General features: G+C 40.1%; 13 protein-coding genes and 2 pseudogenes. 9 read left to right on the top strand and 6 right to left on the bottom strand.

The window, feature by feature from the left end; all coding sequences use genetic code 11:
* Window positions 1-3: 3 nt before the first annotated feature.
* The 3 genes from H8S63_RS02140 to H8S63_RS02130 form a co-directional block, all read right to left on the bottom strand.
* Complete coding sequence (locus tag H8S63_RS02140) at window positions 4-1,161, bottom strand: hypothetical protein (RefSeq protein WP_186925595.1); 1,158 nt, start codon at window positions 1,159-1,161, stop codon at window positions 4-6.
* A gap of 103 nt (window positions 1,162-1,264) precedes the next feature.
* The gene (locus tag H8S63_RS02135) at window positions 1,265-1,786 is read right to left on the bottom strand and encodes a DUF1643 domain-containing protein (RefSeq protein ID WP_186925594.1); all 522 of its coding nucleotides are present in this window, start codon (window positions 1,784-1,786) and stop codon (window positions 1,265-1,267) included.
* Between the two features lie 33 nt (window positions 1,787-1,819).
* Window positions 1,820-2,905 carry an energy transducer TonB gene (locus H8S63_RS02130; RefSeq protein WP_255467618.1) on the bottom strand — a complete coding sequence of 362 codons (1,086 nt, stop codon included), beginning with the start codon at window positions 2,903-2,905 and terminating at the stop codon, window positions 1,820-1,822.
* Window positions 2,906-3,445: 540 nt separating this feature from the next.
* Here H8S63_RS02130 and H8S63_RS02125 point away from each other — a divergent pair.
* Window positions 3,446-4,352: pseudogene (locus tag H8S63_RS02125) on the top strand (IS982 family transposase).
* Window positions 4,353-4,728: 376 nt separating this feature from the next.
* On the opposite strand, the pseudogene H8S63_RS02120 reads toward H8S63_RS02125, so the two are convergent.
* Both H8S63_RS02120 and H8S63_RS02115 read right to left on the bottom strand, forming a co-directional pair.
* A pseudogene (locus tag H8S63_RS02120) lies at window positions 4,729-4,975 on the bottom strand (EamA family transporter); the annotation flags it as partial.
* An 8-nt stretch (window positions 4,976-4,983) separates the two neighbouring features.
* Window positions 4,984-5,613, bottom strand: coding sequence for a nitroreductase family protein (locus H8S63_RS02115; protein WP_186925592.1), 630 nt, complete (start codon window positions 5,611-5,613; stop codon window positions 4,984-4,986).
* A gap of 128 nt (window positions 5,614-5,741) precedes the next feature.
* Here H8S63_RS02115 and H8S63_RS02110 point away from each other — a divergent pair, with 128 nt between their 5' ends.
* Window positions 5,742-6,617, top strand: a complete 876-nt coding sequence (locus H8S63_RS02110; RefSeq protein ID WP_186925591.1) for an AraC family transcriptional regulator — start codon at window positions 5,742-5,744, stop codon at window positions 6,615-6,617.
* A 252-nt stretch (window positions 6,618-6,869) separates the two neighbouring features.
* On the opposite strand, the gene H8S63_RS02105 is transcribed toward H8S63_RS02110, so the two are convergent.
* A complete protein-coding gene (locus tag H8S63_RS02105; RefSeq protein ID WP_022276453.1) occupies window positions 6,870-7,874 on the bottom strand; it encodes a beta-ketoacyl-ACP synthase III in 1,005 nt (334 codons plus the stop codon).
* Between the two features lie 327 nt (window positions 7,875-8,201).
* Here H8S63_RS02105 and H8S63_RS02100 point away from each other — a divergent pair, with 327 nt between their 5' ends.
* The 7 genes from H8S63_RS02100 to H8S63_RS02070 all read left to right on the top strand — a co-directional run bounded on the left by H8S63_RS02100 (window position 8,202) and on the right by H8S63_RS02070 (window position 16,658).
* Entirely contained in the window at window positions 8,202-8,777 is a 576-nt protein-coding gene (locus tag H8S63_RS02100; protein ID WP_007753125.1) for a UpxY family transcription antiterminator, read from the top strand.
* Between the two features lie 91 nt (window positions 8,778-8,868).
* Window positions 8,869-10,005 (top strand): MraY family glycosyltransferase, encoded by a 1,137-nt coding sequence (locus H8S63_RS02095; protein ID WP_022276455.1) that lies wholly within the window; start codon window positions 8,869-8,871, stop codon window positions 10,003-10,005.
* A 38-nt stretch (window positions 10,006-10,043) separates the two neighbouring features.
* Window positions 10,044-10,841 (top strand): polysaccharide biosynthesis/export family protein, encoded by a 798-nt coding sequence (locus tag H8S63_RS02090; protein ID WP_022276456.1) that lies wholly within the window; start codon window positions 10,044-10,046, stop codon window positions 10,839-10,841.
* A 9-nt stretch (window positions 10,842-10,850) separates the two neighbouring features.
* On the top strand, window positions 10,851-13,238 hold the full coding sequence (locus tag H8S63_RS02085) for a tyrosine-protein kinase (protein ID WP_186925590.1): 2,388 nt from the start codon (window positions 10,851-10,853) through the stop codon (window positions 13,236-13,238).
* 63 nt (window positions 13,239-13,301) lie between these two features.
* Window positions 13,302-14,366 carry an ATP-binding protein gene (locus H8S63_RS02080; protein ID WP_186925589.1) on the top strand — a complete coding sequence of 355 codons (1,065 nt, stop codon included), beginning with the start codon at window positions 13,302-13,304 and terminating at the stop codon, window positions 14,364-14,366.
* A complete protein-coding gene (locus H8S63_RS02075; RefSeq protein WP_055279113.1) occupies window positions 14,359-15,093 on the top strand; it encodes a hypothetical protein in 735 nt (244 codons plus the stop codon). Before H8S63_RS02080 ends, H8S63_RS02075 begins: the two co-directional genes overlap by 8 nt.
* Window positions 15,094-15,122: 29 nt before the next feature.
* Window positions 15,123-16,658 carry a lipopolysaccharide biosynthesis protein gene (locus H8S63_RS02070; RefSeq protein WP_186925588.1) on the top strand — a complete coding sequence of 512 codons (1,536 nt, stop codon included), beginning with the start codon at window positions 15,123-15,125 and terminating at the stop codon, window positions 16,656-16,658.
* The last annotated feature ends 2 nt before the right edge of the window (window positions 16,659-16,660 follow it).

Here is a 16,660-nt window from a genome sequence, read left to right as displayed (position 1 = left end):
GTTTTACTTATCTCGCCATTTGTTTGAAACAAGATAATCTATGACTTCTTGGCATAAGTATAAATCTTGCAAGAACCATTTGTCGTCTTCGGTTTTAACCCAAACTTTTGCATATTTTTCTCCTTTGTCAGATGTATGTATTCCCGCATAAGAATTTTCTCCGCAAGAAAGTGACTTATAAATATACTTTTCGCCTATATGTTTTTCATCCGGTGTTTTGATTGATACGGAATAATTGTTTTTGCCATAGAGAAAACTTTTCTTGAGTGTCAGTGTTAAATCTCCGTTGTTTTCCTGGCAAGAGTAAACATTCCAATATAATTCTCCCTCTCCATCCAATGCATTTGAATAAAAGTCTATAATAAATCCGTTACCTTTATAGATAGTGGTGACATCGTCTGTTGCTTTATCTACAGGGTCGCAATAAGCATCGGGGGCGGCATAGAAACCGATGTACATTTGAGTAGTTTGTTCATCGTATAAGTTATGCTTCTTCAGCTTTGCCATAGCTTCTGAAGATGCGTGGAAGAATTGATACATATTATTGATATACGTACTGTCCTTCAAGTAATCTGTTTTTTGGTCAAAATAAGATTCCACTCCTTTCCAACCTTGAAAATGGTTTAAAAAGCTATCACGTGCCATTGTTAATATGGAGTGGTTGATTTCAATAAATTGCTCCTTGTTCAGCCTTTTATTTTTAATGATGTCTTCTCGCATACGCACGATGTCATTGCTTATATTCATTTTAGATCGTAGGCTGTTTTGTAAGTTACTTAATGCAGTGACAATTTCTTCCGGAATTTTTGCTTCTTCTTTTTTGACATCATCATCCGCAAATAACATCATCATTCCGCTTACAATTCCAAAAATAGAAGTTGGATTATTAGCAAGGGAAATCAGTTCTTCACTTTTTTCCTTTAACACTTGCTGCAACTCTTGTTTGGCTGAAATGACCCATTCATCGTTAATATTGATGGTGGAAATTTCTTTAGATAGTTGCCTGCACCCCCGTATTCCGGTTTCCAAATCATTGACAAATTCAATAACGGTGGTTCCTTCCGGATACCAATAGTCATAAATGTCAATGGATAACACCCAATTGTATTGCTCTATCATGCTGATTGTATTGTCAAAATAGGCATGGTACTCTTTTTGCATTTCAACTTTGGCTTCTTCAACCGGATCGGGCGTACAAGATAACAACAAGCATAGCATAGCCATGCTTATGAGCTGGAATTTACAGATATGGTTCATCATATTATTATAGATATGTGGATATGTATTCTTGCATATTAAAATCAGAAAGCGAGGTATAACCCACTCTGGAAAGGTGTCGAGGATTTCCGTTTTTAGTCAATGTCCCTACATTTTTCCATTGAGGATTATTGGGAGCAAGCATATCAATGATTTCTTTAAGACACCTTTTCAGATAGGGGCGCAAATTAATAGTATCACCAAATCCAAGTAATACGATGGGCTCTTTCATATCGCCTACAGACAGGCGGATTGCTTCCAAATTTTTGCGTTGCAATTCTTCATCAATCTCTTTGTCCAAGCTTCTCGGATTGGTACAGCGTTGTGGGTAGAGATTTAGCATGATAAAGCCGTCAAAGCCATTCCGCTCTGCAAACCCCATTACTTTTGTGATTGTCAAATCGGCAATTTGTTCGTTAGCAGTACTTGGATTTACACCAAATACGACTAACTTTCTATTACCTTCTTTAGTTAGCGAAAAGCGAAACTCATTCGCATTTCCTTTCATTGTTACATTTTCGTACTTCATGACAGTAATCTTTATTTAGGATAAAAATTTTGATTAACGTAATTGAAAATAGAAAGTTATTGTCCCCACTTGATTGTCTGTACCGTCTATGGCATTGAAACGAGCCTTTTGGGCGGCTTCCATTGCTGCATTACGCAAGTCGGTACTCGGTGTATTCGTTCGAGCATTAATGCTGGCAGCTATTACATAGCCGGCAGGATTTACGGTGATATCAACAACAACGCGCCCTTCTTCTGTTACATTGCAACTTGGGAGTGGCAATCCTCCTACCAATGAACGCCTGGAAAGATCAAAAGCACCATAGCCACCTCTTCCTTTTCCTTCTACATTATTTATTGGGCGTGGTAATGCTCCTTCTGCTGATGAGCCCTTACTAAAAGCCTCTTGTATTCTATGTCGTATTGCATTTTCCGCATCGCTAACAGAAGATTTTTGTCCTATTTCATAATCATATCTGTTCCAACGGCTATGTCCACGACTAACCTCTCCTTCTATTGTTTCTAAATTATCTATAATAATGGAATGTAAATCAATTTTAATTGCACCTTCAGCAATGTCTCCGGTTGTTATGTCTTCACGATAACATTTCCGGCAAACCCCATGTTCGTATGTTGCGTGGAAGACATATATACTGTCGTCATCTTCTTTAAAAGTCCAATCACCATCCATGTAGCCATTCTCGTCAAACTGTCCACTAAAAGAACCCCTATAATGAGATAATCTGTTCCAAGTATAACCAATGTCTGTCCCTTTTGCAGAACCTACAAATTTTCCATCCTTAATGGTTAAAAGAAGCGCACGAATATTATTACCTCCCCTGATGAATTGATACATACCATCCAAAACTCCATCTTTATATGATAATTTCAGGGATTGCTTATATCCTTCGTAAATCCATTGTCCATTCTTTTTATTATTCTTGAATTGTCCAGCAATTTTACAATGAGGAGCAGTATAAACAAAGTCTCCTTCATAAATTCGTCCTCCCGCAGGATTGTCATTGTATGAATAAGTCGCAGTTCCTTTTTGATACTTGCCGGAATAAGTCTTTAGAGACTGGGCAATAGATACATTCCATACACTTAAGAATGTAATTAAAAATAAAATGTTTAATTTCATTATTGCTTATAAATTAGATTTCCCCCAGTTCCAAAAGGAGATTTATATACAGAAAAAGCGTGGAACTGCATGCCACGTCTTAGATGAAGGTCGTAGGAAAATACCTTGAGTACAGATATGGATATAGCAGCCCACGCCTATAGCGTGAGAACCACTATGCTACCCTTGTACTCTTTGAAAGTTTCCTACGTTTTCATCTACAAGATAAGCATAACGCTTCTAAAAATTCTAATATGTCTTGGAAAGAACACACTCAATCCAATGCAAAAATATGAGAAACAGCTGAATAAATAAAACCAAAGCCCCTTATTTTTTTATTACGCTTTACATTCTCAAGGCACATTCTCCACGATTGGTACGCCGTTCTTCTTCCGGCTCTCCAAAGAAAAGATGATGTTTCTCTTGATATTCATATTCGGGTGTAATTAAATTAACGTGAGTTCGATATAAGAATAAATATATTTCACTTATAATTAGAAACATAGCGATAAAAGTATTAAATTTATAGTGCTGAATTATAACATTTAAACGATTACCGCTATGTTTCCAGAGTCTAAAGTTACAGAGATTTATTGTATGGCCGATGATTTTTGCAAGGAATTTACATTTCAACAGGAAAAATATATGATTAAGGATAAGAAGACCAGGCATCGTAACAACCCCAACCGTATGAGTGATGCTGAGATTATGGTTATTCTCATCCTGTTTCACTCCGGTGGTTTCCGCTGTTTCAAGCATTACTATAAGGAATATGTCTGTAAACATCTGAAACACCTTTTTCCGCGTCAGGTTTCTTATAACCGTTTTATGGAACTGGAGAAGGAAGTACTGCTTCCACTGACTATCTTCATCAAGAAAGTCCTGCTGGGAACCTGTACCGGCATCAGTTTTGTTGACTCTACTCCTTTACGTATATGCCGTAACCAAAGAATCTTGATTCATAAGACATTTGAAGGGTTTGCCGAGCGTGGAAGATGTTCAATGAGATGGTTCTTCGGATTCAAGTTGCATCTGATAATCAATGACAAGGGTGAGATCCTCAATTTCATGTTCACGCCTGGAAACGTGGATGACCGGGAACCGTTGAAGCAAGGTAAGTTTCTGGAGAACATCAAAGGAAAACTATGTGCAGACAAGGGATATATCGGTCAGGCTCTGTTTGAGAACCTTTTCCTGAATGGCATACAGCTTGTCACTAAAGTTAAAAACAATATGAGGAATTCACTGATGAGTATTGCCGACAAGATTTTGCTCAGAAAAAGAGCCCTGATCGAAACAGTCAATGACGAATTGAAGAACATTGCGCAGATAGAACACTCCAGACATCGTTCATTCAATAACTTTATAGCCAACTCCTTGTCGGCTATCGCGCCATACTGTTTTTTTTGAAAAGAAGCCCGCCATTGACGTAAATTTTGTCAATGACGGACAACTGTCTATTTTCTAATTTTATTTCGAACTCACGTTAAATTAACACCCAAATATACACCCAATTATTGAGATGGCAAAAGATTTTGAGTGATATTTTACGATATACACTAATCACAACAAGCTGTTTATTAGTAGATAGTTACGAGTTTGTGATGTTTTGTAAAATTGTAGGTTAAAGTCCCGTACGCACCGCTTCTCAAGAAAGCAAAATTAGGAAAAACTCTGATTCTCAACGGAATTAGGGCTTTTTTGTTTGTTTGAGGTGAAGCAGAATATAGCGTTTCTACGAAGTATGTCAGGTGCAAATTCAGGGTCTTTTTTAAGGCCATATAAAAAGCCCCTGGCACACATCATACTTCATTGATTTTCATATTTTTGAGTAGGATTTGTCTGACAAACAGCCATTGGTTAAAACCAACCCCACAAAGGGCGCAAACAAGAAGCGTTACCAAATCTTTCGGCAATACTTTCTCCTTTGGTATGAAAAAAAGATACGAGCCAAGACATCATGCAGGCGAAGCCCGCCCGCATGATAGTGATTGCTTCCGGAGGAATATTAGATGTCAACAAATATTTGAAGACAGGCATACTAATGCCGAATAAAATATTGGCTGTCAATATCAGGATATGTCCTTTCATTTTTGAGATTACCAAATATTGAGATGTATTCTGTCCTTTATCCGAATTTCTTTCTGTTTACAGATATGCGCATTCTCCGCTGCATAGCCAATGGCAAGAAAACAAGTGAACTCATATTCTTCGGGAGCATTAACAAGGTGTTTTACATATTCCGGTTCGTTGCTGATGGGAATACGAAACGCACATGCCAGTCCTTCTGCAGTTGCTGCCAGTAAGATGTTTTCTACTGCCGCCCATGCCGAAGCGAAATAATTAAGTGAACTTTGGTCTGTCGGGTGACACAGAGAACATTCCTTTTGTCGGAAAAACGGTAGAACAAGGCAATTACTTTGCATAAGCATACGTTGTTGTTTGGGTAACGCATCAACAAACATAGCATATCCGTCTTTGTCCATTACGCCTGCGGCAGCTTCAAGTCCGGCCTGTTGAATGTTTTTGGTGTTTTCTGCCACTGGCGATATAAGTCGGGCAATGTTTTCCTGCCCTCTCACGACAATGAACTCAAACTGTCGCAGATGGTCGTTGGTCGGAGCTTTAAAGGCTGCCGATAATACTTTTTCCAACACTTCATCCGTTACTTCCTTATCGGAAAAGTCGCGGATGGTTCTTCTTTTCTCTAATACTTGATAGAAATCCATAACAATACATTTTAATAGTTATACTTGTTGTTTTCGGCAGCAAAGTTATAGCTGTTTATTGTTGAATATTTGTGTTATTATATCATATAATTGTCGTATATTTGTATTAAACCAATTTATATAGTAATATGGAAGAAATAATTATCCCTTATGAATTGCCCGAAGCGGAAAATCACTCATTCTTCTTTATAGACCAACGAGTTGAAACTCATATAGAAGCCAAATTACATCAGCACGACGCATGGGAGTTATATTATGTGTTACATGGATATGGAACCCGAATGGCAGGTGATACGTTACAATCTTTTTCGGCAGGAGATGTGGCATTGATACCACCATCCATGCATCATTATTGGGAATATACGCCTTTATCGGCAGACAATGACGGATGTATTCATTACTTGATGGTTGCTTTTAACCACTCCCTTGTAGTGAGGTGCATGGAGATATTTCCCGAATTGCGAAACCGCTTAGCAGGTCTTAAATTTCCTGTTAATGCATTAAAGTTTGGATTGGAAAGTTCTCGTATCATTCGCAAAATATTATCGCAAATGAACAATATGGACGAATTGGGGCGATTATGCGAAATGTTCCGCTTATTACCTATCATATTCACTTCATCCGACCATACGCTTGCAGGTAAACCTATAAATATAGAACGTGATGTAAGACGTATGCAGCAAATTTGTTCCTATGTGATGGCTCATTATGTTCATACCATTTCTTTAGATGATATTTCCGCTGAAGTGGGTATGAACCGTTCTGCGTTTTGTTCATACTTCAAACGCTGCAAAGGAATGACATTCTCACAATTTGTTACCCAATATCGCTTGAATACAGCTTGCGAACTTCTAAAACGCTCGCAAAAGCAGATTTCTGAAATCTGTTTTGCAGTAGGATTTAATGATGTTCCACATTTTAATCGGATTTTTAAAAAATTAAAAGGAGTAACGCCACAAGAATACAGAAAACAAGATTGCTTAGCAAAAGATATTTTAGACTGACAATCAATAACTATTTCATTTGTTGTAAACGCCTGCATTACAGTATAATAAACTGCAATGCAATAGTAGTGGCAAAACTATAATAGGAAATTTCCTACATACAAAATGGGTCTTATAGATATTTAAGTTTTATAGAAATGAATAATCAGAAATTTAAAGAAAAATTCATCTTCCGTACGCACCGCTTCTCAACCAATAAAAAATCCCTCTGATTCATTGAGAATCAGAGGGATTTTTTATTACTCTCTTCTATTATTCTTTATTTCCGTTATACCCCCATTTTACATAAATGGCTCCCCAAGCGAATCCGGCTCCAAATGCTGTGAAAATCAGGTTATCTCCCTTTTTGAACTTATTCTCAAAGTCCCAGAGGCAGAGCGGAAGTGTACCGGCACTTGTGTTGCCATACCGTTCGATGTTCACCATGACTTTCTCCGGCGGTATTCCCAGCCGTTGTGTGACTGCCGCGATAATGCGTTGATTAGCTTGATGGGGAATCACCCAATCGATCTCCTCCTTGCTAAGATGATTCCTTTCGATCAGAGCCTCGCAAGCATCGGACATATTGGCTACTGCATATTTGAACACGGTGCGTCCTTCCTGATAAATATAATGCATCTTGTTATCCAACGTATAGTAGGAGGGAGGACATACCGAACCACCTGCTTTTATATGTAAGAAAGGCAACCCTTTACCATCCGTTCTCAATACCGCGTCCATGATCCCCACATTCTCCGTTGTTGCCTCCAACATGACAGCACCACCACCGTCACCGAAGATAGGACAAGTAGCACGATCAGTATAATCTATGATGGACGACATCTTCTCGGCTCCTATTACGATTACCTTCTTATAGTTTCCCGAACGGATAAAATTAGCCCCCGTCTCCAATGCATATAAGAATCCGCTGCACACAGCCTGCATATCGAAGGCAAAAGCATTTTTCAATCCCAACCTTTCGCATACGATTGAGGCGGTTGAAGGGAAGCGATAGTCAGGTGTGGTGGTAGCGGCGATAACCAGATCGATGTCGTCCGGATTGGCTTTTGTGCGTTGTATCAACTGTTTGGCCGCTTTACGCGCTATGTATGAAGTACCGAGTCCCTCTTCTTTTAAGATACGCCTTTCCTTAATGCCGATACGTCCCATAATCCATTCGTCGGTGGTATCCACCATCTTGGAAATTTCATCATTGGTCAGGATGTAATCGGGCACATATCCCCCGACTCCTGTAATTACTGCGTTTATACTCTCCATTGTTTTAAATTGATTTTGCTGTTTTTTTTTAGAATGAGGTAATTAATCCCAAATGATAAATGCGGGCGCAAATATATAGAAAAGAGAATAAAATCCAATAACTGTCTATGTCACAGCCACCTTTTTAAATAATAAAAAGGAATATTATGCCAAATTTTTCCAAAAGCGATAAACGTTTTCTTGTGTTTGCAGGAAGATGTGCGTGGACGGTTTTTAGTAATAAGTAAAAAGTTTTTTGAATTCTTTATTGAGTCTGTATTTTTTTATCTATCTTTGCGGCAAAATTATCCGGTAGCTCTTTGGGCGACGGGGTGATCTTTATAAATAATGAAACTTACTTCTGAACGCGTAACGACTAAGGTTTTACCTGCACATGTGACAGGTAACGGCGTAGCCTTGTCTAAAAAGCGTTGGTTGGTTGCTCAAGTTCGTATTTATCACGAGAAAAAGACAAGCGAGCGGCTAACAAAAATGGGCATAGAAAACTATGTTCCGGTTCAAAGAAAGACCCATCTGTGGAGTGATCGTCGCAAGCAGATCGATCACATCGTAATTCCGATGAAAATATTTGTACGTGTTGATGCACAAGAACAGAAAGACGTTCTTATGCTATCGGCCGTCAGCCGTTATATGGTGCTTCATGGTGAGAGCGCTCCGGCTGTTATACCCGATACCCAAATGGAGAAGTTCAAATTCATGTTAGACTATTCGGAGGAAGCGGTCAATATGAGTAATACTCCATTGAGTCCGGGTGAAAAAGTACGTGTCATAAAAGGCCCGTTGAGAGGACTGGAAGGTGAGCTGGTTACTTTGAACGGGAAGACAAAAATTGCCGTCCGGCTGGATATGCTCGGATGTGCCAGTGTCGATATGCCTGTGGGATATATCGAACGGGTGGTGTAGTAATTTATTAATTGGGGTATATATGAAGAACTTATGTGAGCGCTCTGCCGCATAAGTTTGTAACAATCAATGTAATTTTATTGGGGAAATCATGATTATTGCTTATCTAGCAGGCATATTCTTACTATCCATACTGCTTGCCACTGTAATTATTCCGCGTATTTTATTCATCTCCTACAAGAAACGTCTTTTTGATGTTCCTGATAGCCGGAAAGTCCATAAAACTCCGATCCCTCGTCTGGGCGGTCTTTCTTTTCTTCCTGTCATCCTGATAGCCTTATGTTCTGTCACGGGGATCCGTTATTATACCTATCATCCGGTCGATATGCTATGGGCTTCCGATCTGTTCATACAATATTTATTCTTAATAGTAGGCCTCACCCTTTTGTACCTGGTAGGAGTTGCCGACGACCTTGTCGGAGTAGGCTACCGCTATAAGTTTGTCATACAGATTCTGGCAGCTCTTCTTTTCCCGTTGTCCGGTTTGTGGATTAACGATTTGGGCGGATTGCTGGGACTGCATGAGATACCGGCTTATATCGGAATGCCATTGACAGTCTTTCTTACTGTATACATCACGAATGCCATCAATCTGATTGACGGTATCGACGGTCTGGCTTCCGGTCTGAGCTGCATTGCACTGGGACTGCTTATTATCGTTTGTGCGCTCGTCGGCCAATGGACTCATGCTTTTCTGGCGGCAGCGACATTGGGAGTCGTCATTACCTTCTATTATTATAATGTATTCAGCGTTTCCGGCAGGAAACTATTCATGGGCGATGCAGGAAGTCTGACGTTAGGTTATATACTCAGCTTTCTAGTCCTGCATTTCTGGCAGAAGACACAGCTTTGGGACCCGTTTACGATGAACCTGAATATGGTGACCGTCTCCACACTGCTGATTCCCCTGCTCGATGTCGTGCGTGTGTTCTATTCCCGTGTCAGTGAGGGACGCAATCCCTTTACACCGGACAAGAACCACATCCACCATCGCCTGTTGCGTACAGGCATGAAAGTACGTACCGTGATGATAACCCTGCTCATGCTGTCACTGTTTTTCGTTGTCTCCAACTTTATATTATCATTCTATATCAATACCACTTTCATGCTTTTACTGGATTTGGCTTTCTGGCTGACTACTCATTTCATCATCCGTTATTTCATCATGAAACATGAAACTGCCACAGGCAGGAAATGGTATAAGACATATCGGAATTTCTTTTGGTAATCAAACACATACTTACTTTATACATACATCAACAAATAATGAAAAAGATAAACTTCGGACTTTTATTATTTATCCTACTGACAGGAACTTCCTGCATCTCTTCCAAGAAGATGATCTACCTGCAAGGAGTTGATTCATTGGCAAATCCCGCTCAGGTGATACAGCAGGACTATGAATTACGTATCAAACCGGACGACCAGCTCTATATCATGGTGAGCAGTAAGGAACCGGAACTGCTTGCTCCCTTTGCCAATACGCAGATACTAGGCTCATCCACATCCGGTGGAGGCACGAATATCCAGGAAACCACCGGAGTCCAGGTAGACAAGAACGGAAAGATAGACGTACCTGTTTTGGGTGAGATACAGGCAGCGGGACTGACCCGTCTCCAATTGGCGGACGAAATCAAAAAACGTCTGGAAGAAGGACAATACATCAAAGACCCCGCTGTGAGTGTCCGCATCAAAGGACTGAAAATATCGGTAATGGGCGAGGTAAGCAATCCCGGCGTGCATGAGATGGCTGGCGACCGCATCACACTGCTCGAAGCGCTTAGCATGGCAGGCGACCTGACACCCACGGCCAAACGTACCAATATCCTCGTACTTCGTGAAGAAGAAGGGAAAAGACACACCTATACGGTCGATCTTACTTCCGGTCGGGATGTACTTGAGTCTCCCTGTTATTATCTTCAGCAGAACGATGTGGTATATGTAGAACCCAACAAATCCATCAACGTGAAAGGAAGCTCCGCATTGTCATATTTGGGAGCGGGAGCAAGTATCATTTCCGTATTAGCCTCCATTGTATCCCTGATTGTCGTACTAAGCAAGTAAAAAGAAAATATGGAATATATTCAGGAAAACGAGAGAACACTCAAGAAAGACGAAGGAGGAATCAATCTTCGTGATGTCGTCGAACTGATCATAGCCAACTGGTACTGGTTTGTCCTGTCCGTTTTAGTATGCGTGGGATCAGCTTATTTTTATGTACTGACCATTCAGCCGGTCTATCAGCGCCAGGCAGTGATGTTGGTGAAAGATAAAGAAAAATCCGCTTCGGACATGTCCGCCATGCTCGAAGTGAGCGGAGGCATAACAGGAACCAGTGTCGATAATGAAATCTATATCCTGCGTTCCCACCAGTTGCTTCGTGAAGTAGTCAATCGCCTTCATCTGGACGTGGGTTATGCCAAAGACGGCATACTGCGTGACGCTCCCCTTTATGCGGAATCACCGGTAGAAGTTCATTTTATCGACCCTTACAATCAGCCAGTGTCATTCAATATTACTCCCCTCAACACGACAAAGTTCCGTATATCCGACTGGAAAGTGGCGGGAGAAAAGGGCCGAATGCAGGAGCAGGACCTAACGTACAATGACACCATCCGGACAGAAGCGGGAAGAATCGTCGTGCAGTTGCGCCCGGAAAACTTGTCCGCCTATCTTTCCCAACCGATATCAGTCAGCCGTATCAGTCCGGAGATAGCAACAAACATTTACCAGTCCAAGATAGCGACCTCATTGGCAGGCGAACGCACCACGTTGGTACAGATAACCTGTTCCGATACCAATATATCCCGTGCCGACGCTATTCTGGCCGCTTTGGTGAAAGTATACAGCGAGACGATCATAGAAGATAAAAACCGCATTGCGGCCAACACAGCTAAATTCATTGACGAACGTATCTCCATTATCAGCCGTGAACTAAGTGACGTAGAAGAAGACCTCACCGATTTCAAGCAACGCAATCAGATTGTAGATATGAGTGCCAATGCCACGCAATACTTGGCTGAGAGCAGTAAAATAAAAGAAGAAAGCGCACAATTGGAGACAGAGTTGTCTATTGCGCGGTCCATCAAGACCTACCTGGCGGATGTTACCCGCAAAGACCAGCTGATTCCGAACGTGACAGGAGTGGGAGATGTCAGTATGCAGAGCCAGATTACCGCCTATAACGAACTTATGTTGCAACGCAACCGCCTGAAAGAAAGTTCGGGCGAGAAGAATCCCGTAGTTCAGGCAGCGGATAAGAATCTGGAAGGAATGCGTGCGACAATTTCAGGCTCTATGGACAATTATATGAAAACCTTGCGTCTTCGTCTGGATAAGGCAAAAGCAGTGGAGAACCGCCTGGCGTCAAGCATTCAGGCAGTACCCAAGCAGGAAAAGATGGCGTTGAGCATTATGCGCCAGCAATCTATTAAAGAGACCCTCTATACCTTCCTGCTCAACAAACGTGAAGAGAACGCCTTGCAACTGGCCATTACCGAAGCCAATATCCGGGTGGTTGAAGAACCTTTCGGCTCCTATTCACCGGTATCTCCCGCACGTTCTTCCATACTGGCTGCTGCCTTTATAGTAGGGCTGCTGATACCATTGGGAGTACAGGTCATCATCCTGCTGTTGAACACATCCGTCCGCGGACGTAAGGATATTGAAGAATACACTACCATTCCGATTGTCGGTGAGATTCCGGCACGCAAAGATTCGGAAGGAGACGATGCGATTGTAGTAAGTGACAGCAGAAACGACCGTATCTCCGAAGCTTTCCGTATGCTCCGTGTCGATCTGAACTTCATAGCGAAAGAAGCCCGTGTCCTGATGTTCACCTCTACCTTGTCCGGCGAAGGAAAATCATTTGTCTCCCGCAATCTGGCGGTTGCTTTAGCCATTTCCGGAAAGAAAGTCATATTACTCGACACAGACCTGCGCAAACACACTCAAAGTAAATTGGCGGGAGTAAACAGGAAAGAAGGGTTAAGCACCTATCTGTCCGGTCTGAATTCAAATCCGGACACTCTGATAACCGTCGGAGCTTTCCATCCTCAAGTCGATACCATCTTTGCGGGAATCATTCCTCCCAATCCGGCAGAACTGCTGATGAATGAACGTTTTGATCAGCTGATCGACGAACTGAAGAAACGGTATGATTACATCATCTTGGATAATGTCCCCGCTTTGGTGGTGGCAGATGCGGCCATCGTCAGCCGTGTGACAGATCTCACAATCTATGTCATTCGTGACGGAGTGTTAGACCGCCGTTACTTGCCCGAACTGGAACGCCTGCACCAGGACGGCAAATTCAAGAATATGTGTATCGTCTTGAATGACAGTCAGGTAGAAAAGAAGAAGTACGGCTACGGGCAAGGTTATGGATATGGCTACGGTTATGGCTACGGCTATGGACATATAAGTGGATATTATTCAGAGGAAAATAAAGATAAAAAGTAGATAAAGTTAGGAAATCCAAGAAAGAATTAGTTCTTTTGTAGGACGAAACGATAGCTATATAAAATGAGGTTAATACAGTTTACATATAGAGGAGACGATTGGAGGTTAGCTTTGCCTGTTAATTTGCAGGAAGTCAATCTGTTGGTTGGCAAAAATGCGGTAGGCAAATCTAAGACTGTTCGTGCTTTGGGGAATGTGTTGCTTTATTTGATGCAGTTGTCCGAACGAATTTCTGTATCAGATATATTCCGGTGTAAGCTTCTTTTTGAAGACAAGGACGGTTTTATTAGCTATGAGTTTCAGCTGAGCAAGTCAAATGTTGTTTACGAGTCACTGACAGCAAATGGTGAAACCCGGTTGTACCGGAATGAGAGTGAGACTCATTTATGTGGTGAACCCATTAATCCTCCTTCCAACAAACTCACGCTTCATGTTCGTCGTGATGTATTGCAATATCCATTCATTGAAAAGATAATGCTATGGGCGGAACATGCATGTGGATTGTGTTTCAATGAGATAGAAATAGGTGGCGACAATGATATGCCTTTTTATATATTAGGTCAGAGACAGACTCTTTTTGAAATGGTAAAGTCCCTGCCCGAAGAATCAATTCAGCAAGTTGTCAGTCAGGCACATGGTCTTGGTTATCCTATTCTGCAAATCGAACTGTTGGAGCATGGAAGTAATCTGAAAATGGTATTGTTCCACGAAGAAAATGTGAAGAGTCCGATTTTTGGTTCATTGATGTCCAAAGGAATGTATCGTGCTCTCTATCTTCTTATCTATGCGCAATATATGTCTGTTCGTGAATATCCTTCTTTATTGTTGATTGATGATTTGTGTGAAGGACTCGATTATGAACGTTCAACAAAGTTGGGTAAATACCTTTTTGATTTCTGTGCAAAGCATGATATACAGTTGATAGCTACATCTAATGATACATTTCTGATGGATGTAGTCGATTTGAAATATTGGAATATACTTCAGCGTGAAGGAAGTGAAGTCACTTCCATTGATATCATAAAGAATCCGGAACTGTTCAACGATTTTGCATTTACAGGTCTGAGCAATTTTGATTTCTTTTCTTCCGATTATATTGCTCGGAAGATGAAAGGGCATAATGAATAAACGTAAAGTTGCCGTATTTGTAGAAGGACAGGCAGAATATGTCTTTGTCCGTAATTTTTTGTGCAGATGGTACGATTATGATTCTACTCTTTTGGGAATAGAATGTTTTTCTCTTCGTTCCGATCGTTATAATTCAGAACCATACCCATTTGGTGATCGTAAAAGCGTCAATTACTATCAGATAGTAAATGTAGGCAATGACAGGAGTGTACTCAGCAAAATGTTGAAAGAAGCTCCTCGTTTGCAAAATGCCGGTTTTCATCAAATCATAGGATTAAGTGATATGTACAGCGATCTTTATCATGTACAAACAAAGGAAAGATGCATTGATGTTGCTGTGAATCAGAAATTGATAGATGAATGTCAAAATAGCCTTAATGCGTCTTCACAGAGGGATTTATTAAGTTATCATTTTGCTATAATGGAGGTTGAAGCATGGATCTTAGGGATGTATCAGTTTCTTCAACAGATTGATTCAAGTCTGACTCCGCAATTCATCATGTCAAGATTACAAATTGATATTACTGCCGATCCGGAAATATCCTTTTATCATCCGGCTAAAGTCCTGGATGAGATATATCGTCTGGCAGGGAGACAATACGGTAAACACCTTAACGAAATAGCTTCCATAACTTCGCAGTTCAGTAAAGATGATTATGCCCGTTTGCTTGCATCCGGTCATTGCAAATCATTTAACGAATTTATAAAAGACCTTGTTGCTGAATAGCGAACCAACTATCAATTATATTTTTATTTATGTCACAAGAATCTCGCGTAAGGAAATCCTTGCTTAACGCGCGTGTCAATCTTATTTTTTATTTCCTGACTCTAGCATTATCTTTCTTTTCTCGAAAGATATTTCTTGATACATTAGGAGCGGATTTTGTCGGATTGACAGGCACATTGCAAAATCTGTTAGGTTTCCTCAATCTGGCAGAATTGGGTATTGGCAGTGCTATTGGTTACGTACTTTATAAGCCGTTATTCGATCACGATGAAACAAAGATCAATGAAATTATTTCTGTATTTGGCTACTTATACCGTTGGATAGGAAAAATTATATTGATAGCCGGATGTATATTGGCTTGTTTTCTTCCGCTTATATTCCCCAATACAGAGTTTGATTTAGGACTTATTTTCTTTGCTTATTTTTCTTTTCTCGCTTCTTCTTTAATTGGTTACTTTGCTAACTATAAACAGACTTTGTTGGGAGCTGACCAGAAGAATTATGTAGTTACTGCTTATTTTCAGACGGCCGCTATTATAAAAACAATCATTCAAATGGCTTTAGCCTATTATACAGGGAACTACTATTTGTGGGTGATTGTTGAACTCTCTTTTGGTATTATTTATTCCTTTATATTGAATTGGAAAATAAATCAGGTATATCCGTGGTTGAAATCAGAAGTCAGTCAGGGAAGGATTCTTTTTAAGAAGTATCCGGAGGTGATGAAATACACGAAGCAATTGTTTGTACATAAGATTAGTGCTTTTGTGCAGTTTCAAATTTCTCCTTTTTTAATATATTTATTTGTTTCATTACAAACTGTAGCTTTCTACGGTAACTATACTTTGATTATTGATAAGATGAACCAACTGCTGAATAATTTATTTGGAAGTGTAAGTGCTGGTATTGGAAATTTGATTGCAGAAGGAAACTCTCAAAAAGTGATACAAATCTTTTGGGAATTAATGGCAATGCGTTTTTTTATTGTTGGAATCGCAATTTTTGGTTTTTATCAGTTAATGTCTCCGTTTATATTATTGTGGTTAGGGGAAGAATATGTGCTTCCCAAATCAATCTTGATTCTTTTAATAATTAATTTCTTTATCAGTCTATCTAAAGGAACTGATTCTTTTTTATATGGCTATGGATTATTTAATGATACTTGGGCTCCGGTTTCAGAATCCATAATTTATATTATTGTAGCTTTAATTGGCGGGTATTATTGTGGATTGATAGGAGTGATCTGGGGTAGTACAATAAGTCTTTTTATTATAGTAGGTATGTGGAAACCTTACTTTCTATTTGTAAAAGGGTTTAAACAGAATGTGTGTTTGTATTGGGTGGAATGGATTAAATACGTAGCAATACTTGTAGTATCAATTACTTTATGTACAGAAGTTATTCAAAAGGATGTTAGTATCCGGACAACTTCTTGGTTTGATTTTATTCAAGATTCTCTACTGATTATGTTTCTGTTTTCGACAACATATGCCATATTTATGTATGTACTATCTAAAAGTTTTCGTCATATTTTAAAGCGTTTATTGTTTAAACAAAATTTTTGAAA

The organism is Bacteroides sp. NSJ-39 (assembly GCF_014287315.1).
Lineage (GTDB): Bacteria > Bacteroidota > Bacteroidia > Bacteroidales > Bacteroidaceae > Bacteroides > Bacteroides finegoldii.
This window is presented reverse-complemented; position numbering and strand designations above follow the sequence as displayed.

Coding starts and splice junctions, on each gene's coding strand:
- H8S63_RS02080 (WP_186925589.1), top strand. CDS start 13,302: ATGAGGTTAATACAGTTTACATATAGAGGAGACGATTGGAGGTTAGCT.
- H8S63_RS02105 (WP_022276453.1), bottom strand. CDS start 7,874: ATGGAGAGTATAAACGCAGTAATTACAGGAGTCGGGGGATATGTGCCC.
- H8S63_RS02100 (WP_007753125.1), top strand. CDS start 8,202: ATGAAACTTACTTCTGAACGCGTAACGACTAAGGTTTTACCTGCACAT.
- H8S63_RS02110 (WP_186925591.1), top strand. CDS start 5,742: ATGGAAGAAATAATTATCCCTTATGAATTGCCCGAAGCGGAAAATCAC.
- H8S63_RS02070 (WP_186925588.1), top strand. CDS start 15,123: ATGTCACAAGAATCTCGCGTAAGGAAATCCTTGCTTAACGCGCGTGTC.
- H8S63_RS02135 (WP_186925594.1), bottom strand. CDS start 1,786: ATGAAGTACGAAAATGTAACAATGAAAGGAAATGCGAATGAGTTTCGC.
- H8S63_RS02075 (WP_055279113.1), top strand. CDS start 14,359: ATGAATAAACGTAAAGTTGCCGTATTTGTAGAAGGACAGGCAGAATAT.
- H8S63_RS02140 (WP_186925595.1), bottom strand. CDS start 1,161: ATGCAAAAAGAGTACCATGCCTATTTTGACAATACAATCAGCATGATA.
- H8S63_RS02090 (WP_022276456.1), top strand. CDS start 10,044: ATGAAAAAGATAAACTTCGGACTTTTATTATTTATCCTACTGACAGGA.
- H8S63_RS02085 (WP_186925590.1), top strand. CDS start 10,851: ATGGAATATATTCAGGAAAACGAGAGAACACTCAAGAAAGACGAAGGA.
- H8S63_RS02115 (WP_186925592.1), bottom strand. CDS start 5,613: ATGGATTTCTATCAAGTATTAGAGAAAAGAAGAACCATCCGCGACTTT.
- H8S63_RS02130 (WP_255467618.1), bottom strand. CDS start 2,905: ATGAAATTAAACATTTTATTTTTAATTACATTCTTAAGTGTATGGAAT.
- H8S63_RS02095 (WP_022276455.1), top strand. CDS start 8,869: ATGATTATTGCTTATCTAGCAGGCATATTCTTACTATCCATACTGCTT.